Annotated in this window: 14 protein-coding genes and 1 pseudogene; 5 read left to right on the forward strand and 10 right to left on the reverse strand. The window is 63.2% G+C overall.

Annotated features, from left to right (window positions below; all coding sequences use genetic code 11):
• Nucleotides 1-98: 98 nt before the first annotated feature.
• The 4 genes and pseudogenes from treY to Tal182_RS26710 form a co-directional block, all read right to left on the reverse strand.
• Complete coding sequence (gene treY / locus Tal182_RS26695) at nucleotides 99-2,708, reverse strand: malto-oligosyltrehalose synthase (protein ID WP_085861418.1); 2,610 nt, start codon at nucleotides 2,706-2,708, stop codon at nucleotides 99-101.
• Nucleotides 2,705-3,608: pseudogene (locus Tal182_RS31995) on the reverse strand (MFS transporter). The gene treY and the pseudogene Tal182_RS31995 overlap by 4 nt, the downstream one beginning before the upstream one ends.
• Nucleotides 3,604-5,685, reverse strand: a complete 2,082-nt coding sequence (gene pbpC / locus Tal182_RS26705; protein WP_085861419.1) for a penicillin-binding protein 1C — start codon at nucleotides 5,683-5,685, stop codon at nucleotides 3,604-3,606. The pseudogene Tal182_RS31995 and the gene pbpC overlap by 5 nt, the downstream one beginning before the upstream one ends.
• Nucleotides 5,685-11,153 (reverse strand): alpha-2-macroglobulin family protein, encoded by a 5,469-nt coding sequence (locus Tal182_RS26710; RefSeq protein WP_085861420.1) that lies wholly within the window; start codon nucleotides 11,151-11,153, stop codon nucleotides 5,685-5,687. The genes pbpC and Tal182_RS26710 overlap by 1 nt, the downstream gene beginning before the upstream one ends.
• A 198-nt stretch (nucleotides 11,154-11,351) precedes the next feature.
• Between Tal182_RS26710 and msrA the strand changes: the two genes are divergently transcribed.
• The gene (msrA, locus tag Tal182_RS26715; protein ID WP_064812025.1) at nucleotides 11,352-12,059 is read left to right on the forward strand and encodes a peptide-methionine (S)-S-oxide reductase MsrA; all 708 of its coding nucleotides are present in this window, start codon (nucleotides 11,352-11,354) and stop codon (nucleotides 12,057-12,059) included.
• A gap of 50 nt (nucleotides 12,060-12,109) precedes the next feature.
• Here the strand turns inward: msrA and Tal182_RS26720 are convergent, their stop codons facing one another.
• A complete protein-coding gene (locus Tal182_RS26720) occupies nucleotides 12,110-12,646 on the reverse strand; it encodes a L,D-transpeptidase family protein (RefSeq protein ID WP_085861421.1) in 537 nt (178 codons plus the stop codon).
• Nucleotides 12,647-12,927: 281 nt separating this feature from the next.
• Between Tal182_RS26720 and Tal182_RS26725 the strand changes: the two genes are divergently transcribed.
• A complete protein-coding gene (locus tag Tal182_RS26725; RefSeq protein ID WP_085861422.1) occupies nucleotides 12,928-13,368 on the forward strand; it encodes a response regulator in 441 nt (146 codons plus the stop codon).
• A 12-nt stretch (nucleotides 13,369-13,380) separates the two neighbouring features.
• Here Tal182_RS26725 and Tal182_RS26730 read toward each other — a convergent pair whose 3' ends face one another.
• Entirely contained in the window at nucleotides 13,381-14,085 is a 705-nt protein-coding gene (locus tag Tal182_RS26730; RefSeq protein WP_085861423.1) for a TetR/AcrR family transcriptional regulator, read from the reverse strand.
• 256 nt (nucleotides 14,086-14,341) lie between these two features.
• Here Tal182_RS26730 and Tal182_RS26735 point away from each other — a divergent pair, with 256 nt between their 5' ends.
• From Tal182_RS26735 to Tal182_RS33270, 3 genes are all read left to right on the forward strand, one after another.
• A complete protein-coding gene (locus Tal182_RS26735) occupies nucleotides 14,342-15,541 on the forward strand; it encodes a multidrug effflux MFS transporter (RefSeq protein WP_085861424.1) in 1,200 nt (399 codons plus the stop codon).
• 138 nt (nucleotides 15,542-15,679) lie between these two features.
• Nucleotides 15,680-16,399 carry an MFS transporter gene (locus Tal182_RS33265; RefSeq protein WP_348627702.1) on the forward strand — a complete coding sequence of 240 codons (720 nt, stop codon included), beginning with the start codon at nucleotides 15,680-15,682 and terminating at the stop codon, nucleotides 16,397-16,399.
• Complete coding sequence (locus Tal182_RS33270) at nucleotides 16,312-16,965, forward strand: MFS transporter (RefSeq protein WP_348627704.1); 654 nt, start codon at nucleotides 16,312-16,314, stop codon at nucleotides 16,963-16,965. The genes Tal182_RS33265 and Tal182_RS33270 overlap by 88 nt, the downstream gene beginning before the upstream one ends.
• Before the next feature lie 10 nt (nucleotides 16,966-16,975).
• Here the strand turns inward: Tal182_RS33270 and Tal182_RS26745 are convergent, their stop codons facing one another.
• The 4 genes from Tal182_RS26745 to Tal182_RS26760 all read right to left on the reverse strand — a co-directional run bounded on the left by Tal182_RS26745 (nucleotide 16,976) and on the right by Tal182_RS26760 (nucleotide 21,923).
• Nucleotides 16,976-18,013 (reverse strand): LacI family DNA-binding transcriptional regulator, encoded by a 1,038-nt coding sequence (locus Tal182_RS26745; protein ID WP_064808051.1) that lies wholly within the window; start codon nucleotides 18,011-18,013, stop codon nucleotides 16,976-16,978.
• Between the two features lie 106 nt (nucleotides 18,014-18,119).
• A complete protein-coding gene (locus Tal182_RS26750; RefSeq protein ID WP_085861425.1) occupies nucleotides 18,120-19,160 on the reverse strand; it encodes a LacI family DNA-binding transcriptional regulator in 1,041 nt (346 codons plus the stop codon).
• Nucleotides 19,161-19,598: 438 nt separating this feature from the next.
• On the reverse strand, nucleotides 19,599-19,913 hold the full coding sequence (locus Tal182_RS26755) for a hypothetical protein (protein WP_004678454.1): 315 nt from the start codon (nucleotides 19,911-19,913) through the stop codon (nucleotides 19,599-19,601).
• Nucleotides 19,914-20,024: 111 nt separating this feature from the next.
• Entirely contained in the window at nucleotides 20,025-21,923 is a 1,899-nt protein-coding gene (locus tag Tal182_RS26760) for an ABC transporter ATP-binding protein (protein ID WP_085861426.1), read from the reverse strand.
• Between the last annotated feature and the right edge of the window lie 196 nt (nucleotides 21,924-22,119).

A 22,119-nucleotide genomic window follows, 5' to 3' on the forward strand; every position in this document is an offset into this window, starting at 1 on the left:
AGGTCAAGCGCTAATTTTGACGACATCGAATTTTTCGAAAACGCCGCGTTGCGCAGCGCGACGGCGGCATCGCCCGATCCTCACATCGCGCCCGATCCTCAGATCGGGCTGATCAGCCCGAGCGGCTGGCTCCCGAGCAGTGTAGCGACCGAAATGCTGCCTCCCGGCTCGATTGTTTTTCCCGTCACGAGATCCGCCTTCAACCCATGAAGAGGGGAGGGCACCGCGATCGCCGTGTCTTCCCAGAACTCCGGACCGGCAAAAAGCACGCCGGGATCGAGCCAGCCGAACATCAGCCGCGGTGCGACGGTGATCGCGAATTCGCTGTTGCGCACGCGGGCGAAAGCCAGCACGTGATTCCGGCGGCTGCCAGTCGTCTTCAACGGCAGATAATCGCCTTTGGCAAAGAGAACCGGCTGCCGCTGACGCAGCTGCAGCCCAATTGTAACGATCCGCTGCTTCAAGGCCGCCGCCTGAAGCTTGGCGATCGGTCCGGCTTCATCAAGCCAGGCCTTCAGCTTGGCATGATCGACCGGCCGGCGATTGTCGGGATCGACAAGACTGAAGTCGAAAACTTCCGCGCCCTGGTAAATGTCGGGAATTCCAGGCGCCATCAGCTTGAGCAATGTCTGTGACAGACTGTTGACGTAGCCGGCCGCAATGAAGGGCTGCAGCACCCTTTCGAAATCTTCCAGAAAGGCGTCATTGTCCGGCGACACCAGCGCCGCCGCATAGACTGTGATCGCCTCCTCGTAGGCACCCTCCTGTTCGGTCCAGGCGCTGCGCAATTTCGCCTCGCGCACCGCCTTGACCGCGTAATCGGTAAAGCGTGCGCGAAGGTCTTCTATCTGTCCTCTGTCGAAATCCTCCGGCCAGACGCCGGCGAGCGCTTGATACAGCATCCATTCAGTATTCGGCTCGGGTGCTGCACCGTCCGGCAGATCCTTCAGCCACGGCCTATTCATGTCACGCCAACGCGCCACCGCCTGGGCAAAAACATCCGCACCCTCGCTCAGCACATAGAGCCGCGCGCGCGCATCCTCGCCGCGTTTGGTGTCGTGGGTGGCGCTGGCCGAAAGCCCATGCGGCTGCAGCCGCGCCCGCTCGGCCATGCGACGATGGAACCCGTCCGGCCCCTCGGGCGTCTTGCCTGGTTCGCCGCCGACCTCGTTTGCGGCAAGCAGCCTGTTATAGCGATAGAACAGCGTATCCTCTGTCGCCTTCGCCATGACCGGCCCGCTCAGCTGCTGAAAGCGGATCCGGAATTCATGCGCCGTATCGCCTTCGATCTTGCCTTCAAGAAGCTTCAGCACGTGGTCGAGCGCGCGCCGATCGTCGAGCCCAGCCATGACCTGTGATGCGGTCGCGGCAAGGACGGCCGAATCCTGCCAGCTCAGCGGACCGCCGTCGCCATAGGTGCGGTAGACGGGGAATGCGATCAGCAGCTCGAGCACGGCGGTGGCGATCTCTTCCCGGTTTATTTCGGGAAAGATGCCCGCCGCCATCGCAACCAGCCTGCCGGTCTCGCCAGCGAAATTGCGCTCGACCATCTGTCTCTTGGCAAGCCGCCGGCCCTCTTCGAGATTGCCCGCCTCGCCGGCGAGGCCGCGATAGGCATCGTCCAATATCGGCAGGCCGCCGGCGTCGATGAAGAGCTCGCTCAGCGCCGCGATGAATTCATATCCGGTGGTGCCGGCGACCGGCCAGCTCTCCGGCAGGACCTCGCCCGCCCCGAGGATCTTTTCGACAACGATATAGGTGTCGGCCCCGACTGCTGCCCTCAGCCTGTCGAGATAGGCCTTGGGTTCGGCGAGCCCGTCGACATGGTCGATGCGCAGGCCCTGCACCTTGCCATGGCGCACGAGTTCGAGCACCAGCCGGTGCATGTCTTCGAACACCAAGGGATCCTCGACGCGGGTGCCGACCAGTCCGGTCACCTCGAAAAAGCGGCGGTAACTCAGATGCCGCGCCGCTTCCTTCCAATGGATCAGCCGCCAATGCTGCTCGTCATGCAGGCTCTTGAGGAATTCGCGATCGGACGAGACGCCTTCGAGCTTCTCCCGAAGGAGCGCCCGATCGCCGCCCTCGAAGAGAATGTCGCGCAACGCGCGGGCGAAGTCCTCGCTTGACGTCGCGGCCGCGGCCTCTGCCATTCGCGTTGCGACCGGATCGTCGAGCCGGTTTGCGACCACGCCGTAACTGCTGGGTTTGACTGGCAACAGCGTCTGAAAATAGGTCAAGGCGAAGTTGCCGTGCGTCTCGTCGAGTACGAGGCGCAGTTCGCCTGAAGCCAGCGCCTCTTCGAAATCCTGGCCGAGCTGCGGCAGGGTCAGCGGTTCGCTCCAGTCGATGTCGAAATGGCGGGCATAGGCGCTCTGCGGGCCGAGGGCCAGCACGTCCCGCCACCAGTCATTCTCAGGCGAAGCGGCCATATGGTTCGGAACGATGTCGAGAACCAATCCCATGCCCGCCGAGGCGAGGCTTTCCGCCAGCCGGTCGAACCCCGCACGGCCGCCAAGCGCCGGATCGATCTCATTGGCATCGGTGACGTCATAGCCGTGAGTCGAGCCGCTCACGGCGGTAAAGATCGGTGAGGCGTAGAGGTGGCTGATGCCGAGCGTCTTGAGATAGGGAACGAGGTCGCAGGCACGATCGAAAGTCATGCCGTTGCGGAACTGTATCCGGTAGGTCGCTGTCGGAAGAATCATGAGGCCGTCTGACGTTGGAGGGAGACCCTTTCCAACGGTTGTGTCCGGTCTTTGGTTCCATCACAGCGCCGCGCGTCTGGAGCCTGCAAATGTCTCGTCTTGCGCAATTGCGGAAACCAATACCACCACAGAACCGACACTCCGATCGTCGCCGCGCCGCCGATTATCACCGCTGGAACGACGCCAAAGGCCCAGGCGGAGATGCCGGCCCGGAATTCGCCAAGCTCGTTGGAGGCGCCGACAAAAACCATGTTCACCGCATTGACGCGGCCACGCACGGCATCCGGCGTCCAGATCTGGATCAGCGTCTCGCGCACATAGACGCTTACCATGTCGAAACCGCCCATCAGGTCAAGCGCCAGCACCGACAGCCAGACTGCCGTCGAGGCGCCAAACACGGCGATGAAGAAACCCACCAGGGTGACGCAGACGAACATGATCACGCCGGCGTGGTCTTCACGGGATGACGCAGCAGGAAGGCCGCCACCAGGATCGATCCGATGCCGGGCGCTGCGCGCAGAAGGCCGAGCCCCCACGGGCCGACGGCGAGAATGTCGCGTGCATAAACGGGCAGCAAGGCCGAGGCTCCGCCGAGCAGCATGGCAAACAGATCGAAGATCGGCGCCACCGTCTGCTTCCCGTCGTGGTGAATATAAGCAGGGCCAGCGCGCATAGGCCTTCGCCGACAATGCAGCCCGTCATGATCAGGACACGGTTGAAACGGTCGGCAACGGTGCCGGTCACCAGCACGAGCAGGAAGGCGGGCAGGAACAGCATGAGACCCACCATGCCGAGATCGAAGGGGTCGCGCGTAATGTCATAGACCTGCCAGCCCACCGATACACCCATGATCTGGGAGGTCAACCAGCCCAAATCCAAGTTTTGGGCTGGTGCCTCAATCGATGAAAACGCCGACACTTGCGGCGCGTCCGGTTGAATCGATGACGGTCAGTTTCGAATAGCCGCCGCCGTCGGGCAGCCATTGCTGGGTGCGCCGGCGCGAGAGATCGGGCAATGGCTTGCCGTTGGCAAGCCAGCGGAAGGGGGCGCGGCCGCCCTGCAGCTTCAACAGCAGCGGCGACAGATCGCCCCCCTTTGCGCCGAGATCGATATGGGCGCCCTCGGGCGGATAGACGATCTGCGGCGCGGGCTCGCGGCCGGAGGCGACGAGCAGGCCGCTGGCGTTGAGCGCAAAACGCCGCTGGCTGATCGGCAATTCGGACTGGGCGATGCGCACGGCCCCCGCCGGCGGGCGGGGCAGGGGCGTCGTGGCGATGCCGGATTTGGCGAAAGCCTCGAACAGGATCGGCGCGGCGGTGCCATAGCCGGTCAGACCGGGCACGGCGCTGTTATCAGGCCGGCCGACCCAGACGCCGAGCACGTAACGGCCGTCATAGCCGACCGACCAGGCGTCGCGATAGCCGTAGCTCGTGCCGGTCTTATAGGCGATGCCGCGCTGCGGCGCGCCGGCGGGGGGAATGACGCCGGAGAGAATATCGGCGACGTTCCAGACGGCGATCGGCTCCAGCAGCGGTTCGCCGTCGATTTTGCCCGGTGTGCCGGTGACACCGTCGCCGAGCCTTGCCGGCTGGCCGCGATTGGCGAGCGCCGTATAAAGCTGCACCAGATCCTTCAGCGTGAGGCCGACGCCGCCGAGACCGATCGCCAGTCCGGGCGTTTCATTCGGCGGCAGGGCCGGGCGCACCTCGGCGCGGCGGAAGCGCACCAGCAGGCGCGACGGCCCGACGGCGTCGAGCAGCTTGACGGCCGGCACGTTCAAGGAGAGCTGCAAGGCCTCGCGGACGGTGACATCGCCCTGATAGCTCATGTCGAAATTGCGCGGCCGGTAGCCGAAGAAATCGGCGGGCCGGTCTTCAATGATCGTCTCCTGGGAGACCAGGCCCTGCTCGAAAGCGAGCCCGTAGATGAAAGGCTTCAGCGTCGAGCCCGGCGAACGGTTGACGCGCGTCATGTCGATCCAGCCGGAGCGGCTGGCATCGAAATAATCGGCCGAGCCGACTTCGCCGACGATCGCCCCAGTCTGCGCATCCGCCATCACCATGGCGAGCGAAAGTTTCGGCCCGAGTTTCGTCGCCGCTGCGCGCGCCACGGATTCCAGCCCCTGTTGCACCTGCTTCTTCAACGTCGTCTGATGCTTGAGGACCAGAGGCTCCTTGCGCAATGCGGCTTCGCCGAGATGGGCGGCAAAGGCAGGCAATTGCAGGCGTCGCGGCGGAATGGCGACAGCTTCGGCTCGTTCCGCCTCGCCATCGCCGACGGCCTCGGCCACTGCGACGCGATCGAGCACGCGTATGCGCGCCTCCTGCGCCGCCTTCAGATTGCGGTCCGGCCGACGCCGTTCCGGCAATTGCGGCAGGGCGACCAGCAGCGCCGCCTCGGCCACCGTCAGGCGGCGCGGCTCCTTGCCGAAATAGGCAAGGCTTGCGGCGCGCACGCCCTCGAGGTTGCCGCCATAGGGCGCGTGTGTGAGATAGAGGTCGAGGATCTCTTCCTTCGACAGCCGCCGTTCGATCTGCACGGCGCGTGCGAGCTGCAGAAGTTTTGCCGAAAACGAACGTTCGGCGCGCGGCTCGATCAGCCGGGCCACCTGCATCGACAGCGTCGAGGCGCCGGAGACGATGCGGCCGTTGCGGACGAATTGCAGGCTGGCCCGCCCGAGCGCCCAAAGATCGATGCCGCCGTGATCGTAGAAACGCTGATCCTCATAGGCAACAAGCATGCGCAGGAATTGCGGATCGACATCGGCGACCACAGTCTTCAGCCGCCAACGGCCTTCCGGCGTGGCGAAGGCGCGCAGCAGCTGCCCATCGGCATCCAGCACCTCGGGTGAAACCACATCAGCCTTGTCGAGCGGCGGCGGAAAGGCCCGGTCGGCGGCGTCGAGCGCGAAGAGAGCCGCGCCGGCAAGCAGGATGCCGGCGGCGGAGCCGATCGCGAACTTGTGCCACAGCCTCATTATTGTGCTGCTACGACCTCCATCTTGCCGGTCGCCGTGCGGGCCGAAAGCTCCGGCCGGTACATGTCCTCGACGCTTGCGGCCGGATGGTCGTAGGTGCCGGGGGTGACGGCGCGTACGACATAGGCGACGTTGAATTCACGCTCGTCGCCCGGTGCGCGGTTGAAGGCGGCGACGAAGCGGTCGAAGCGGAATTCCGTATGGGCGGCTGATATTTCGCCGATCCAGTCGAAATTCGTCATCTGGGCGCTGTCGACGAGGTTCGGATTGTCGATCTCGAAGCCGGCCGGCAGAAGGTCGGTGATGACGATGCGCGACTGCCAGTCATTGGTTTCGCGCACGTGGATGACGACCACATAGCGCTCGTTCTGCTTTGCCTCGCTGACATTGGCCTCCTCGCCGTCGAGCGTGTAATAGCTGCGCTCGATGAGGAAGCCGTCGCCGCCGGCCGGCAGCGGCACGGTGGGGGCGGCAACGGTGGTGACGACAGCCGAGACGGAGTCGTTCGTCTGGTTGGTCAGCGTCAGCGGATGATCGGCGAGCGCATCGCCGGTCATGCGCGCCATATAGGCGCCGCTATGCGCCGCGCCGTTGACATCGATCTTCAGACCGTCATCACCGCCGTGGAGGGCGCGCGCGGCAAGCAGCATCCAGGCCTCTTCCTGGGTGCTCTTATATTTGCTGCGGCCCCATTCCTTGGCGACGGCCTTGGCGAGATCCGGGACGACAGGCGGTACCGGTCGGCTTTCGGCGGCGAGCGCCAGGATCGCCGCACCGTCGCGCAGGATCGTGCCGTAGTCGGTGCGTGAGAGGTTGACGCGCGACACCATCGATTGCTGCGACATCTGCAGCGCGTCGATGAAAATGTTCTTCGAACGCTGGGCGTCGCCATAAAGCGCCAGTGCAGCGGCGATATGCGCCTTGGCAAGCGGCGTCGGGAAGTCGTTGATCATCGTATCGGCGTAATAACGCAGATCGCTGATCGCGGCCTTCTTATTGCGGGCAAGAACATAGATGGCATAGGCGATCTGGTCGCCCTGGCCCTTGATGTCGGTGGTGTAGGAGAGCGTGTTCTGCAGGTTTTCGAGGGCCTGCACGAAGGCCTTTTCCGGCACGTCATATTTCATTTCGCGGGCCCGCGTCAGGAAATCGGTGACGTAGGAATCGAGCCAGACGTCGCCGGAATCCGGTCCCCAGAGGCCGAAGCTGCCGGCCGAGGCCTGGTAGGAGAGCACGCGATAGATCGCGTCCTGCACGCGCTTGTGCACGTCCTCGTCGTTTTCGATGCCGGCCTGCTTCGCCACTTCGGCGAAGTAGAGCAGCGGCAGCGCCCGGCTGGTGGTCTGCTCGGCGCAGCCGAAGGGATAACGGTCGAGCGTCATCAGCAGCGCCGGAATGTCGAATGCCGCCGAACGAGTGACGTTGACGCTGATTGCGGCGCCGGGCAGCACGCTGTCGGCCAACAGGTTCTTGTCGACCGTCAGCTTGGCCGCCGGCTTCAGCGCCAGCACCCGGCGTTGGGTGATCGGCAGGGATGCCGGACGGACCGGCACGTCGACGGTCTGGTCGAGCGAAAGGCCGGAGGCGTCGGACAGGTTGATCGAGACACTGCCGGCGCCCGGCTGTTTGCCGATGAGCGAAAGCGTCAGTTCGGATTTCGCCCCGGCCTCGAGGCGGATCGTCTGCGCGGCGGATGCTGCTTCGATGCCGACCGCGTCATTGCCGGTCAGCTGCAGCTTGTAGTCGCCGGCCGGCGCATCGGTATTGGCGATGTCGAGGCGCAGATTGGCCTTGTCGCCAGGGGCGAGGAATTTCGGCAGGCTCGCTGTCACGACCACGGGATCGCGGATGATGACGTCCTTGACGCCGTGGCCGACACCTGATTTCGACCAGGCGACCGCCATGACGCGCGCCGTGCCGTTGAACTGCGGAATGTCGAAGGAGACCTTCGCCTTGCCCTCGGAGTCGAGCTTGACCGGGCCGGAGAAGAAGGCGACGAGCTTCTGCGTCGGCGGGCTTGCCTGCAGCGCAATGGCGCCGCCGTCGCCGCCGGTCCTGAGCTTGCCGGTCGCACCCAGCGAGCCGTCGATCAGCCGTCCATAGAGATCGCGGATCTCGAGACCGAGCTGACGCTGGCCGAAATACCAGTCTTCCGGGTTCGGCGGTTCGTAGCGCGTCAGGTTGAGAATGCCGACATCGACGGCGGCAACCGTCACATAGGCATCCTCGTTGGCGCCGGCGCCCGTCACCTGCAGGCTGATATCAAGCGGTCCGCGCGGCAGCATCTTTTCCGGCGTATCGAGCTTCACATCAAGCGCGCGCTGTTCGGGGTCGACCTTCAGCCACTTGATGCCGATCGAGCGCATCGGCATATGGCTGTCCTGCGCGTCGCCCGGGCGGAAGAGTGTTGCCGTGACATAGGCGCCGGCGCCCCAGTCCGCCGTGACCGGGATGTCGATCTCGCCGCCGGTCTCGCCGATCGTGGCGTTCTCTACGGCAACGAGCTTTTCTGTTCCGGCCGTCACCATCAGTTCGCCGCCGTAGCGCGACGTGATTTTCAGCTTGGCGGTTTCGCCGATCTTGTAGCTATCCTTATCGAGGGCGATTTCCAGGCCGTCCGGCGTTTCGGTCGACGTCGAGGCGACGAACCAGCCGGCGTCGAATTCGACACTGGAGGTCGGGCCGTCGGCGTCAGGGCTTTCCACTTCGAGGCGGTAGCGGCCCCAGGTCACCGGCACGGAAATCTTGCCGCCATCCATCGTCGCGTCGACGCTGCCGTTGGAAACCTGCTCGGCGGTATAAACCGGCTCGTATTTCCAGGCCGTTCCCTCGCGATACCATTGGTATTCGCGGTTGAGGCTGTAGAATTTCCAGCGCAGGCCCTTCGTCTCCTGCTTGTGTCCCTCGGCATTGACGCCGATCACCGTGAAGTTGGCGACGGAATTCTCGGGCAGCTCGTCGGAAAATTCCGGCTTGATGCCGATCGAAGCGCGCTCGCTCTTCACCGGAAGGACAAGCGAACGCTCGATGGCGCGCCCACCCGCTTCCTGCATGCGTATATAAACGGTGGCGTTGAGCAGCTGCGTCGTTGCCGGCAGCTCGCCGACGGTGAGGTCGGTCGAAGCTTCGCCATTTTCGTCGAGTTCCGGCAGACCGTCGATCGGCAGACGCGAATCCTCGTTCGCCTCCTCGTCGGCAAGGCCGAAGAAGAATCCCTTATAGGCGGTGCTCTCACGCGTCGGCTTGACGACGACGTCGCCCTCGAGCGTCAGCCCGACGGCCGGAGCGCCATAGAGATATTTGCCTGAGATGGTGATGTTCGCTGGCGTGTCCGGGCCGATCTCCTTGGCCTCGGTCTTGATCTCCATGTCGGTACGATCGGGCACGAAATCGTCGACGAGGAAACTCTTGCTGGCGATCGCGCTGCCCTTCGGATCGGTATAGATGTTCATCGTCCAGGTGCCGCGCATGGCGTTTTCCTGGGTGGCGAAATCGACGGAATAACCGCCGAGATTGCTGGTCTGGCTGACGATCCGGCGGTCTTCGACGCCATCCGGCCGGCTGAAGATGAAGGTCAGCGGCAGGTTCTCGATGGCATTGCCGTCGGTATCGCGGGCAAGCGCCTGCGCATGCACCGTTTCGCCGGCGCGATAGATGCCGCGTTCGGTAAAGGTCAGCACGTCGATCGCGCCGGGTGAGGCCCGGCCGGTGACGCCGCGGTCGGAGAGATCGAAGCCGGCGCGGGTCATATCGAGGAAGACATAATCCGACGCGCCGTTCTTGGCGGTAATGACGGCGGGCGTCAGCGCCGCCGTGCCGCGGATCAGGCCGGCGGTGAAGGTCGCGCGGCCGTTTTCGTCGGTCGTTGCCGTGCCGAGCACCTCATTGTTCTTGGCAAGCAGCTGCAATTCGACGCCTGCTATCGGCTTGGCCGAGGCGAGCGAGCGGGTGAAGACGTTGAGACCGTCAGTGCCGGCATAGGTGCTGATGCCGATATCGGAGACCAGGAACCATTGCGTCGCCTGCGAATCCCACTCCTGCGCCGGGCCGTTCGGCGCCGTCGCCGTCATCACATAGATGCCGGGCTTGCGCTCGGGCAGCGCCTCATCGACGGGGAAGCTGGTGATGATGTCCTTGTTGAGCTCGTTGGCGATGTCGATCGAACCCTGCCACACGAGTTCGCCGCTTTGATCCTCGATGTTTTGGGCGCTGTAGCCGTCGAGCTGGGTCAGGAACTGCGAGTTGGTCAAGAGCGGCGCGATGGCGCGGTCGCCGATGCGGTAGAGCTTGAGGTTGGCCGAGGTCAGGTTGACCGAGACGATCGGAATGCCGCGGCGCGCCGTCGAGGGCAGCACGAAGCTATCGCCGGTGAAACGCACCATCTGGCTGCGGTCCTTGATATAGACGTCGATGGTAACAGGCGCGTCGAGCGTCTCGTCGACCGATGACGGCAGGCCGGTGCGGAAGGCGATCTTGTAGGTCTGGCCATGCGTCAGGCCCTCGACGCAAATCTGCTTGTCCTTGGTTTCGACCGCCTTTGGCGCTTCGCCGTTCAGCGTCACGAAAGGCGTGTAGTCGGTGGTTTTGATCAGCGCCTCGGAGAAGGTGGCGCAGGCGCGCGGCGTGGCGCTGTCGGCGTCGACCGTATGTTCGGTGATGCGGAAGCCCTGCGTCGATTTCAGCTGCAGGTAGGCCGCCTGCACATCCTCGGAGGCAACCAGCGCCAGGCTCGCCTTGTAGGCGTCGAGAGCCGGACGGTAATTGGCGTTTCGGTCCAGGGCGTCGGCGAGGACGGCGAGCGCCTCGGCGCGCTTCGGCTTGGTGCGCGTCAGCTCGTAGCCGTTCAGCGCGTCGAGCACGGCCTGGCCTGATGTGTTGGTCTCGGCGCTGCCGAGCGAAGCGGCGGCGCGGGCGGTTTCGAGCCAGAGATCGGCGTCGTCAGGGGTGATCGACAGCGCGCCATGGAAGGACTTCAGCGCCTCGGCCAGATTATTGCCGGTGAGGTCGATGCGGGCGTTGGCCGTCAGGCTGTCGACGCCCTGGCCCTGCTGGTCGTCGGCAAGCGCGAGATTGTCTTTGAAGTCATGCGCCTGCTGGACGAGGTCGTTGCTCAAAAAGGTCAGGCGCGGTGCGGCGCCGAGATCCGGCTCCTGCTTGCCTGATGTCTCGACGATCTTGCCGGCGATGGCGCCGGGGAAGGCGTTCATCGTCTTGAAGTCTGATTTCAGGAAGCACCATTTCACCTTGGGATTGTAGGTGAAGGCCTTGCAGCTCTTGTCGCCGATGCAGGAGGTCTTGCACTGGTCGAGCGAGACGTTCTGCTCGGTGCGAAGATCGAAGCCGAAGAAATCGGCGTCTTTTATCGTCTGGATGTCACGCTTGGTCTCCGCAGCGGCGGCTGGAAGGCCGATGGCAATGGCGGAAAAAAACGCGATGATGGCGAAAGCAAAGAAAGAGCGCACGGACATAGGTCCCCCCCGGAATGCTGGCTCTGATCGGCGGCACTCTCCTCACTCCTCATGCGATTGTCAACTCAACTTGAGCGGTGTTTCATCTCCAAACACACGCTTTCATCTGGTTGTCACATCGGCGTGAGTGAACGCCTTGTGATTTGCCGCTTTTGCAAGGATGAGCAAGGATTTGAGCGATCGTCAGGAGGTCGTGCAATGTCGATGTCGTCGCGCCGCCGCAATAGCCTTGCCGGGGTTTTTGCCGCCACCATTCTCACACTCGGCGCCGGTGCTGCCGGTGCGGCCGAGGAAGCGGTTGTGATACCGCCGCCGGCCATTGACGAGACCGCCGGGTCCGGCACCGAGACCGCCATTTTCGCCGGCGGCTGTTTCTGGGGCGTCCAGGGTGTTTTCCAGCATGTGAACGGCGTCGAGAACGCCGTCTCCGGTTATGCCGGCGGCGAGGCTGAAACGGCGCAATACGAAACGGTGAGCACCGGCTCGACCGGTCACGCCGAAGCCGTCGAGGTCAGGTTCGATCCGAAAAAGGTGACCTACGGCAGGTTGCTGCAGATCTTCTTCTCCGTGGCGCACAACCCGACGCAGCTGAATTTCCAGGGACCGGATCGCGGCACCCAGTACCGCTCGGCGCTGTTCGTCACCGCTGCCGAGCAGCGAGAGGTGGCCGAGCGCTACATCGATCAGCTCGACAAGGCGCACGTCTTCCCGAAGCCGATCGTCACCAAGGTATCGGATGCGCGCGGCTTCTATCCCGCCGAGGCCTATCACCAGGATTTCCTGACGCGCAATCCGACCTATCCCTATATCGTCTACAACGACCTGCCGAAGATCGAGAATTTGAAGTCGCTGTTTCCCGCCGACTACCGCAGCCAGCCGATGCTCGTCGGGAAGACCAAGGGCTGATTTGAGCCTGTCGGTCTCGGGGTTGATGCCGGTGGACTGGTCGCACTCGCTTAAGGCATGATGTCGATGGGCGTATGGTCGGGAACGCGGGCCCAGACATCGCGCATCTCCGCATCGGTGACCGCGATACAGCCATCCGTCCAATCCCACAGGCGATGGATTCCTGCGAGCAGGCCCCAGCCATTGGGCAGCCCGTGGATCATGATGCCGCCGCCGGGCGGATAGCCGCCTACGTCAGCCTCATGCTGCTCTTTCGGATTCGGATAGGAAATGTGCAGGCTGAGATGGGCCACGGATTTTGGATTGCGCCAGTCTATTTCATAACGCCCTTCCGGTGTTTTCTCGTCGCCTTCGCGTTGTTTGGGGCCTGCATCGGCGGCACTTCCAAGCGAAATCTGATACGTCGAGATCGGAGCGTCTCCCCTGAAAAGGACCATGCGGCGTTCGGACTTATAAACGCGAATGAGGTCCGCGCGCTGCTCCGGCGGTGCATTCGCGGGCGGCGAGCCCGAGCCGATCCTGGCCATGACTTTGGTATAGGCGAACAGGCTGACGGCCACGATCAGGACGATAAGTTTGGTTCGCAACGTGATCCTCAATCGCCGAGCCCCATGGATGATCCGATCGTATCATTGCCCGCTCTCATCCAGAAGTAGGCGGTTGAAATTCAACGTGATTGAGCGGCGGGTTTTTGCCTTGTCGGCTTCGTGTTAAGGATTTATCAACGTTAACAATAGGTTAAATGGCGAAAATCGCGTTCCACCGCGGAACATATCGTCAGGTTTCCCGTTACGACAATGAGTTTCGGCAGGGACGACTGCCGAGCGGCTCCTTCTTTCGAAGTATGTGCGTAACAAGAGGACGGATCATGGCCACCAATGTCGTGCGGCGCTGCCAACGAGATGATCTCATGAAGCAGAGAGTATTGATCGTCGAAGATGAATTCCTGATCGCGCTTGATCTCGGCGCGACGGTGGAAGGTATCGGCATGCAGGTCGCAGGCCTTGCGAATAATCGCGAACAGGCGCTGCGGCTGGCGCCGTCCGCCGATATCGCCTTCGTCGACGTCAATCTCGCCGATGGCCGGACCGGGCCTGATCTCGGCAGGCGGCTGGCGGAAGAGCATGGTCTCGCCGTCGTGTTCATGACCGGCAATCCCGAGACCGTCGCCGGCGGCGTCAAGGGAGCGGTCGGCTTCGTCCAGAAGCCGGTCATGCCTTCGCTTGTCGAACAGCTGCTGAAATATCTGGCCGCGCGCCGTGTCGGCGGCTTCGCGGTCGTGCCGGCGCAGATGACGGTCTTTACGTGATCGCAGGGGAGATCAGCCGGACATGGCCGCGAGCTGCGGTTCTCCGGCGCCCTTTTCGGCTTTCGGGTTGCCATAGGCCTTGAGAAAGGTCCGCACGGCATTGCGCGCCGCCTTTTCCAGTTCTTCATTGGTGGGTGTGCCGCCGAACAGCGTCATCATCTGCAGGTCGGCATTGGCGAGCGCCACGAACTGCCGGGCGGCGACGTCGAAATCATCGATAGCAAGCGCTTGACTGTGGGCAAGGCGCGCGAGAAGCGCGGAAAGCGCAGTGGTCAGCTTGCCCGGCCCCTGCTGGCGCCAGCTTTTGAAGAGGTGCGGATATCGCTCACCCTCCGTCTGCACCAGTTTGCGCAGGAATTTTCCGTCATGATTGCAGATGCAGTTTTTGTTGAGGCGCACCGCAAACGCCGTCAGACCGTCCTCCAGATCGTCGGCGCTGTCAGGAAAGGTCGACAGCACGGAAAAGAGCGTGGCGTTGGCGCGGTTCATCACGTCCTCGACGACGGCGACGAACAGCGTCTCCTTTTCCCGATAATGATTGTAGATCGTCTGGCGGGAGACACAGGCAACGGCGGCGATCTCGTCGATGCTGGCGGCTGCAAAACCCTTGCGGCAGAAGACGTCGGCGGCGGCATCGAGGATCGACATACGCTTGGCGCATTGTCCACGCTGCGTATGCCCCGCCATCCGGCCTGCCGGTGTCACGCTGTCTTTCATGGAGCGAAGATAAGACGTCTTGACGGTTTAGACAATGGCGTCTAGTTTTACAGGCGTGTCCAAATTTATTGACACTCTTGGTTCCGCCGCTGGAGATATGAGCTCCCAACTTCGTCTTCGCGCGAACGATCATCATTGAACCCAGCGCATCGGCGCGAAAATCGGACTGATTTTCGGAGAGCACGATGCGTCGATTCCAAAGAGTGCGGAGCGACGATCCGGCGCCTCCGCTGCGCTTTTACGAAAGATCACCATTATGACGGCTTCCTTCTTTCGCATTGCCCTCATTCTCGGCCTGTTGTCGGCCATCGGTCCTTTTGCCATCGACATGTATCTGCCTGCGCTGCCCTCCATCGGCCAGGACCTGCATGCCGATAACAGCGTCACCCAACTGACCCTGCTCGCTTTCTTCATCTCCTTTGCGCTTGCGCAGCTCGTCTACGGGCCGCTGTCGGACATGTGGGGCCGCAAGCTGCCGCTCTATCTCGGTATCGGTCTCTTCGCCGTCGCGTCGATCGGCTGCGGATTTGCGACCGATATCGAAACGCTGATCGCCTTCCGTTTCGTCCAGGGCATCGGCGGTGCCGCCGGCATGGTCATCCCCCGCGCCATCGTCCGCGACATGCATACCGGCGTCCAGGCCGCGCGGCTGATGTCGCTGCTGATGCTGGTCTTCTCGATCTCGCCGATCCTGGCGCCGCTGACGGGCAGCGCCGTCATCGAGCTCTCCGGCTGGCGCGGCGTATTCTGGGCCGTGACCGGTGCCGCGGTGATCGGCCTCCTCCTGCTTTCCACCCAGCTTGAGGAAACCCGCCCGGCCGAGGAGCGCAATGGCAGCAGCCTCGGCAGCGCCATGAAGGCCTATCGCCTGCTGCTCGCCGATCGCAATTTCCTGACGCTGACTTTCATCGGCGGCCTCGGCATTTCGAGCTTCCTCGTCTATCTCGCCAACTCGCCCTTCGTGCTGATCCAGCATTACGGGCTGACGCCGACCGAATACAGCTTCGCCTTCTCGATCAATGCCGTCTCCTTTTTCGCGGTATCGCAGGCGACGGGCTGGCTCGGCGAGCGTTTCGGCCTGGTGCGCGTCATGCGCATTGCCGTCAGCGCCTTCGCGCTGGCCATGGTCGTCATGGCAGTGGTGATGGCCTCAGGCTTCAATCAGCTGCCTGTTATGGCGAGCTTCCTGTTCATCGGCTACGGCTTCCTCGGCCTCGTCATCCCGACGAGCGCCGTGCTGGCGCTGGAGGATCACGGCGCAATCGCCGGCACCGCCTCGTCGCTGATGGGCACGCTGCATTTCGTCATCGCCGCCGTCGCCATGGTGATCTCGAGCCTGTTCTTCGACGGCACCGCCGTTCCAATGGCCGCCGGCATCGCCGTCTGCGCCTTCATGGCCTTCGTGCTAACGCAGGCCACGATCGGCCGCCGCGCCGCGGTCGCCGCCGCCGAATGATCCGGACAGGCCGTAGCCGGTTGTCGGTTGCGGCCACCAATCAGGGTTGCGGCACCGGAGAAAATACCTCGCACAATTGAATATTAGTCGATAGCGCTATCTAGGCGTCTAACGACATTGTCATTGCGGAGAATATGCATGGTCGACGAGAAGCGGCTGATCTCGAAAATCACCTGGAAGCTGATGCCGTTTCTCGGCATCCTCTATCTCATCGCCTATATCGACCGGCAGAATGTCAGCTTCGCCAAGCTGCAGATGGTCGATGCGCTCGGGTTGAGCGAATATGCCTATGGTCTTGGCGCCTCGCTCTTCTTCATCGGCTATTTTCTCTTCGAGGTGCCGAGCAACCTCTTCCTCGACAGGCTCGGCGCCCGTGTCTGGTTCGCCCGCATCCTGGTCTCCTGGGGGCTCGTCACCATCGCGCTCGCCTTCACCCAGAACGCGGCTATGTTCTATATCCTGCGTTTCCTGCTCGGTGTGTGCGAAGCCGGCTTCTTTCCCGGCGTCCTCTATCTCCTGACGCTGTGGTTTCCTTCGGCCTATCGCGGCCGGATGGTCGGGCTGTTCATGATCTTCAGCGCCATCGCCAATGCCGTCGGCGCACCGCTCGGCGGCGCGCTGCTCGATCTCGACGGCCTCTACGGCTTTGCCGGCTGGGAGTGGGTGTTCCTGGCGACCGGTATTCCCGCCGTCATCGCCGGCGTCGTCACCTTTTTCTATCTTCCCGGCCGGCCCGAAAACGCGAGCTTCCTCAGCAGCGAGGAGAAGAACTGGCTCGAACGCCGGCTCACCTCGGAAAATGCCGGCATGGACGAAAATGCCGGAAACGGCTTCAAGGTGACCCGCGCGTCCTTTTGATGGCACTCTGCTATATCGCCTTTCCGCTGTCGGCCTATGGGCTGAGCTATTGGCTGCCGACCATCGTCAAGGCCTTCGGCGTCAGCAACACGGTGAACGGCTTCCTCAACGTCATTCCCTGGCTGCTGGTCGCCGTCGCGCTCTATGCCGTTCCCGCCATGGCCGACAAGGCGCAATCGAAGACGCCCTATATCGTCATTCCGGCGTTTATCGGCGCCGCCTGCCTGCTGCTCTCGGCGCTGATCCCGAACCACACGCTGCAATTCGCCTTCCTCTGCGTCGCCGCCGCCGGCATCTTCGCACCGCAGCCGGTGTTCTGGAGCCTGCCCTCGCGGTTCCTGAAGGGGGCGGGTGCGGCGGCCGGGCTTGCCGCCATCAATTCGGTCGGCAATCTCGGCGGCTTCGTCGCCCAGAACGTCGTGCCCTGGATCAAGGATGAGAGCGGCAGCACGATTGCGCCGATGTTCTTCCTCGCCGCCTGCCTTGCCGCCGGCGCCCTGCTGGTCTTCTTCGTGACGCGCCAGTTGACGAGCCGCGAAGCTTCGGCGGCACCAAGCCGGGTCTGAGCAGTGTGCTTCAAGCCGTCAGCGTGAAGGCGTCGCTTTCGCCCGGAACGAGCTCCATCGGCCAGATCCTGTTGCGGGCACCCTGCGGATAATGGTCGGCATAGGCCGGCATGGTGGCGAGCAGGGTTTCGCCGAGCTGGGCGCCGAGATCGCGCAGCGACATGCGGAAGGAGGTCAGCGTCGGCTGCAGGAAATGCGTGCGCGACTCTTCGCGGAAGCCGACGACGGCGAGGTCGCGGCCGGGCACGATGCCGGCCTCGGCCAGCCTGCGATAAAGCCCGATCGCCATGAGCTCGTGGATCAGGATGATCGCCGTCGGCCGGTCTTCGATCATCAGCAGCTCGTGGCCGGCCTGATAGCCGCCCTGTTCGCTCGATTTCACACGGATGACGAGGGCGGGATCGAAGGGAATATTGTGGCGTTTCAGCGCCTGACGGTAACTGTCGAGGAAGATATAGCCGAGATTGATGTCGGAGGAGGGGGCCGCCACGGCAATCCGCCGGTGGCCCTTGGCGACGAGCCGGTCGACGCCGCGTGCCGCTACACCTTCGAAATCGAGGTCCATCCAGGTATAGCTGCCGCCGGACGCACTGCGGCCGAGCGCCACGAAGGGGATGCGGGCCTTTTCCAGAAGCTCGATGCGCCGGTCGGTGCGCCGCGTCGCCGAGATGATCAGCGCATCGACGAGGCGTCGCGCCACCATGCGCTTCAGATATTCGTGCGGATCCTCGTCGTCAGGGCAGGGCAGCATGACCAGATCGAGCTTGTGACGGGAAAAGACGCTCTGCAGCCCGTCGGTGACGCCGAGGAAGAAGTCGTCGCTGTTTTCGACCGTCTCGCGGCTGACCTCGAGCATCAGCCCGATGACGTTGGTCATGCCCTGGCGCAGGCTGCGGCCCGACTGGTTGGCGACATAACCGAGCTCTTCGGCGGCGGCGAGCACGCGCCGGCGCGTGTCTTCATTGACATCCGGCTTGCCGTTCAGCGCCCGCGACACCGTTCCGATCGAAATGTCAAGATGCTCGGCGAGCTGGCGAATTCCTTTCATCTGCAGCGATCTTCCTCCCTGACGACGCCGCGCGATGGAAACGCGCAAAGGACGTAACGCCTCGATTGCCAGATCCTTCTTGCCACAGGATGGCGCCTGCGAAAAGCTAAGGCTTGAAGCTCTGGCGGATGATGAGTTCCGGGATGACGCGTTCGTAAGCCGGGGGCGAGTCCGGATTTTCGAGCCGCCGCTCCATCAGATCGACGGCGCGCTGCGCCATAACAAGCGGGTCCTGGCGGAAGGTGGTCAGCTGGTAGCTCAGCCAGGCGGATTCCGGCACGTCGTCGAAACCGATGACGGCGACGTCCTCCGGAATTCGCAGCCGCGCTTCCAAGCGCGCGACATCCATCAATCCGAAGGCGATCAGGTCGTTGGCGCAGAAGATGGCGTCCGGCTTTATTCTTGCGGAGAAGAGGGCGCGGCCAGCGGTGACGCCGCCCTGATAATCCGAATCGCCGCCGCGTGCGACGACAGCGGATGCACCGAGCGACTCGGCCGCCGAAACGAAGGCGCTTTCGCGCTCGACGATCGCAGGCGTTCCCGAGTTGGAGCCGATCACCGTCAGCCGACGCCTGCCGCTTTTGCAAAAGGCCGTCGCCGCCATGCGCGAGGCTTCGGAATTGCCGGCGCGCACATGATCGGCGTCGGGCTCCGAACGGCCGATGACGACGAGCGGCTGGCCGTTGCGCTGGGCGAGTTCGAGGAAACTCGGCGGCGGCGAGCCGGACAGGATGATGATCGCCTCGGCGCGGTGGCCGATCAGCATCTTCTGGGCGGCGAGCAGCTCCTCTTCCGTCTGGCCGGTGTTGATGAGGATCGGAATGCTGCCGCGCCGGATCAGGGCTTTGGCAAGGGCGGCGGCCAGATGCGCGCGAAAACCCACCTCCGGCCGTGTGGCGACGATGCCGACGAGGCGGCTCTGATTGGCAAGCACGCCGCGCGCCAGATCGTTGACGTGATAACCGAGCTCTTTAGCCGCCCGCAGCACCTTTTCGCGCGTTGCAGCCGCAACGCTTGCACCTGGCGTGAAGGTGCGAGACACGGCGGAACGCGAAACGCCCGCCAGCTGCGCCACCTGCTCGGCGCTGACGAAGCGCATGCGTTCTTTTTTTGGCGCTTTGCCGTCGTTCACGGGACCATCATTCATCGGCTCTCAGCTATTGCGCGTCTCTGACAGTTGCATGACAGATGCGGGGCGGGCGGATTTTTTGCGAAGGTATTGTCGTCAGGATGACCGCCGATTCGCGCCAAAGGCTGCCCCTCACCCTAACCCAACCGGTGTCGAGCCGCTGGTCTCCACCCGTCCTTCGGACCTCCGTAAAACGGGGCGAGGGGACGTGGCTCGCGAGACGTTGGCGAGGGACGGAGAGGTTGCGGCTTGGTCCCTTCGCCCCGCGAGCGGGGGTCCGAAGGACGGGACGAGACCCCTGGCTCGACCCCGGTTGGTGGCGGCAGCCGGATGAGCGGCGGCTCTCCTGGTCGGCATGCCGTTGATATGAACTAAAAAAACCGAGGCTGCGGAACGCAGCCTCGGCTGAGGGTCGAGCGGCGCTGACGAATTCAGCACCACTTCAAAGCTTCAGATCTACTCGCAGACCCGCACGGTTTCGGCGTGGTAGCCGCCATCATAGCGATTGCGGACGTCGCGGTCCTCATACCAGCATCTCGGTTCGACATAGCGGGGGCTCTCGACATAACGAGGGCCTTCATCGACGTAGCGCGGGCCGCCGCCGTTGACGAGTGCGCCGCCGATCAGGCCGCCGACGACGCCTGCGGCTACACCGCCGGCGATGATGCGGCCGGTATTGTTGTGGTGGTGATGGTCACGCGCGGCAGCGGGCTGAATAGCCGATCCAACAAGGGCCGTCGCGATCAACAGGCTGCTGATAATTCTCTTCATAATATTCTCCTCAGTGGTACCGGCCCCCGATTAAAAGGGAAATGCGGCATCAAGGCGTTGGTTCATTCAATCTTTGCAACATGAATTAATGCATGTCATCCGCCTTTAGTCTTAGGTCGCCGATTGCGTCGCCGTCGTCTCCTCCAGCACATCTTCGGGAATATCATCGAAAGAGGCATAGTTGAGGTTATAGAGCCTGGAATAGAGCTTGTCGTTCTTCATTAATTGCCGATGGTCGCCGCTTTCGATGATCTCGCCGTTCTGCAGCACGATGATGCGGTCGGCCTCGCGGATCGTTGCCAGGCGATGGGCGATGACCAAGCCGGTGCGATTCTCTAGCAGCTTGACCAGCGCCTTCTGGATCAGCATTTCGGTATAGCTGTCGATATTGGCGGTCGCCTCGTCGAGCACCAGGATCTTCGCATCCGCCACCAGCGCTCGGGCGAAGCTTAGGAGCTGGCGCTGGCCGAGCGAGAGATTGCCGCCGCGCTCGCCGAGAATGCTGTCATAGCCATCGGGCAGGCGCATGACAAAATCATGCGCGCCGACGGCTTTCGCCGCCTCGATCACCTGCTCGCGGGTCGCTTCCAGCTTGTGATAGCGGATGTTTTCGAAGACGGTGCCGGTAAAGAGGAAGGGCTCCTGCAGCACCATGGCGATCTGCGCCCCGAGCGAATCCTGCGTCAGATCACGCACGTCGTGGCCGCCGACCAGCACCTGGCCCTGTTGCACGTCGTAAAAGCGATGGATCAGCGACATACAGCTCGATTTGCCCGAGCCCGTTGGACCCACAAGCGCCACCGTCTCGCCCGGATTGACCTTGAAGCTCACATGTTTCAGCACCGGATGCTTCGGATTGTAGCCGAAGACGACGTCCTTGAATTCGACCGAACCGTCCATGTCGCGCGACAGGGTCTTGGCGTCGGGGGCGTCCTTGATGTCGACGGGCACGTCGAGCACTTCGGTCAGCCGCTGGCCCGACGCCATGGCGCGCTGCATCACCGAATATTGCAGGGTCAGTGAGCGGATCGGGTCGAAGAAGCGCTGGATATAGAACAGGAAGGCGACGAGCACGCCGACATCGAGCGCCTGGTTGAGAACGCGGGCGCCGCCGACGACGATGACGAGAGCCATTGCGACGCCGGTGAGGCTGTCGACGATCGGCACCATCACCTGCGCGTAACGCGCCGCCGTCAGATGCGTCTTGAGGTTGGCCCGCGCCTTGTCGTCGTAGAGCGTGAAGTTGACGCCCTGGCGATCCATGCTCTGGACGGCGCGCACGCCGTGGATCGCTTCGGCGAGCGCGCCTGCCGCAACCGAATTGGTCTCGTGCGCGGCCATGAAGGACTTGCGGGCGAGCGGCAGCCAGAAGAGGCGGACGACGAAGAGCACCGGCAGCACCGAAAGCGTCAGCAGCCCCAGCTTGAAATCGAGATAGAGCATGACGAAGACGATGCCGAAGAGCAGGACGATGTCGCCGACCGACAGCACCGAGGTTTCGAGGAATTCCTGCATCGAGTTGACGTCGCCTTGCAGGCGCGACATCAGCCGCCCCACTTCGGTCTTGTCCATGAAGGAGAGCGAAACCCGCTGGAGATGCGAAAACATCGCCTTGCGGATGTCGAACAGCACCTCTTCCGCGACATTGCCGACCAGCGTCTCCTGGGCGTAGCTTGCCGCATAATTGATTGATATGGCGACGGCAAAGGCCGCGATTGCCCAGATCAGCGCCGCATGATTGCCGCCCGGCGACATGCCGTGATCGATGGCGTAACGGATGATCAGCGGGATCAGCAACTGCATCGTTGTGAAGGTCAGCACGGCGACAACAGCCCAGAGGACCTGGGTGCGGTAGGGGCGAACGAAAGCCCAGATCCGCTTGATGATGTTGCCGTCGAAGGCCTTGCCGAACATCTCCTCCTCGACGCGATGCGAGCCGACCACCGCCCGCGGCGGGCGGCGTCCATCCTCGCGAATGTCGGGACGCTCGGTTTCCAGTTCCTCGGCCATCGTCGTTCCTCCTGCGGCCATCACTTGAGGTGGTCCGCGCGTGAATTCTTTGTCCGCTTCTCCCCAGCGGGGAGAAGGTGCCCGAAGGGCGGATGAGGGGGCCGCACGGCACGCCCTCCGTTTGCCCTTCGCTACCGCGCCTCGCCCCCTCATCGCCTCGCTTTGCTCGGCACTTCTCTCCAGCGGGGAGAAGAGG

Origin of the sequence: Rhizobium sp. TAL182, assembly GCF_002117725.1 — a bacterium.
Classification (GTDB): Bacteria; Pseudomonadota; Alphaproteobacteria; order Rhizobiales; family Rhizobiaceae; genus Rhizobium; species Rhizobium esperanzae.

Bases quoted from the DNA above. Each gene is read 5' to 3' on its own strand.
- treY (WP_085861418.1), bottom strand. From the start codon at position 2,708: ATGATTCTTCCGACAGCGACCTACCGGATACAGTTCCGCAACGGCATG.
- pbpC (WP_085861419.1), bottom strand. From the start codon at position 5,685: ATGAGGCTGTGGCACAAGTTCGCGATCGGCTCCGCCGCCGGCATCCTG.
- Tal182_RS26710 (WP_085861420.1), bottom strand. From the start codon at position 11,153: ATGTCCGTGCGCTCTTTCTTTGCTTTCGCCATCATCGCGTTTTTTTCC.
- msrA (WP_064812025.1), top strand. From the start codon at position 11,352: ATGTCGATGTCGTCGCGCCGCCGCAATAGCCTTGCCGGGGTTTTTGCC.
- Tal182_RS26725 (WP_085861422.1), top strand. From the start codon at position 12,928: ATGGCCACCAATGTCGTGCGGCGCTGCCAACGAGATGATCTCATGAAG.
- Tal182_RS26730 (WP_085861423.1), bottom strand. From the start codon at position 14,085: ATGAAAGACAGCGTGACACCGGCAGGCCGGATGGCGGGGCATACGCAG.
- Tal182_RS26735 (WP_085861424.1), top strand. From the start codon at position 14,342: ATGACGGCTTCCTTCTTTCGCATTGCCCTCATTCTCGGCCTGTTGTCG.
- Tal182_RS33265 (WP_348627702.1), top strand. From the start codon at position 15,680: ATGGTCGACGAGAAGCGGCTGATCTCGAAAATCACCTGGAAGCTGATG.
- Tal182_RS26745 (WP_064808051.1), bottom strand. From the start codon at position 18,013: ATGAAAGGAATTCGCCAGCTCGCCGAGCATCTTGACATTTCGATCGGA.
- Tal182_RS26750 (WP_085861425.1), bottom strand. From the start codon at position 19,160: ATGAATGATGGTCCCGTGAACGACGGCAAAGCGCCAAAAAAAGAACGC.
- Tal182_RS26755 (WP_004678454.1), bottom strand. From the start codon at position 19,913: ATGAAGAGAATTATCAGCAGCCTGTTGATCGCGACGGCCCTTGTTGGA.
- Tal182_RS26760 (WP_085861426.1), bottom strand. From the start codon at position 21,923: ATGGCCGAGGAACTGGAAACCGAGCGTCCCGACATTCGCGAGGATGGA.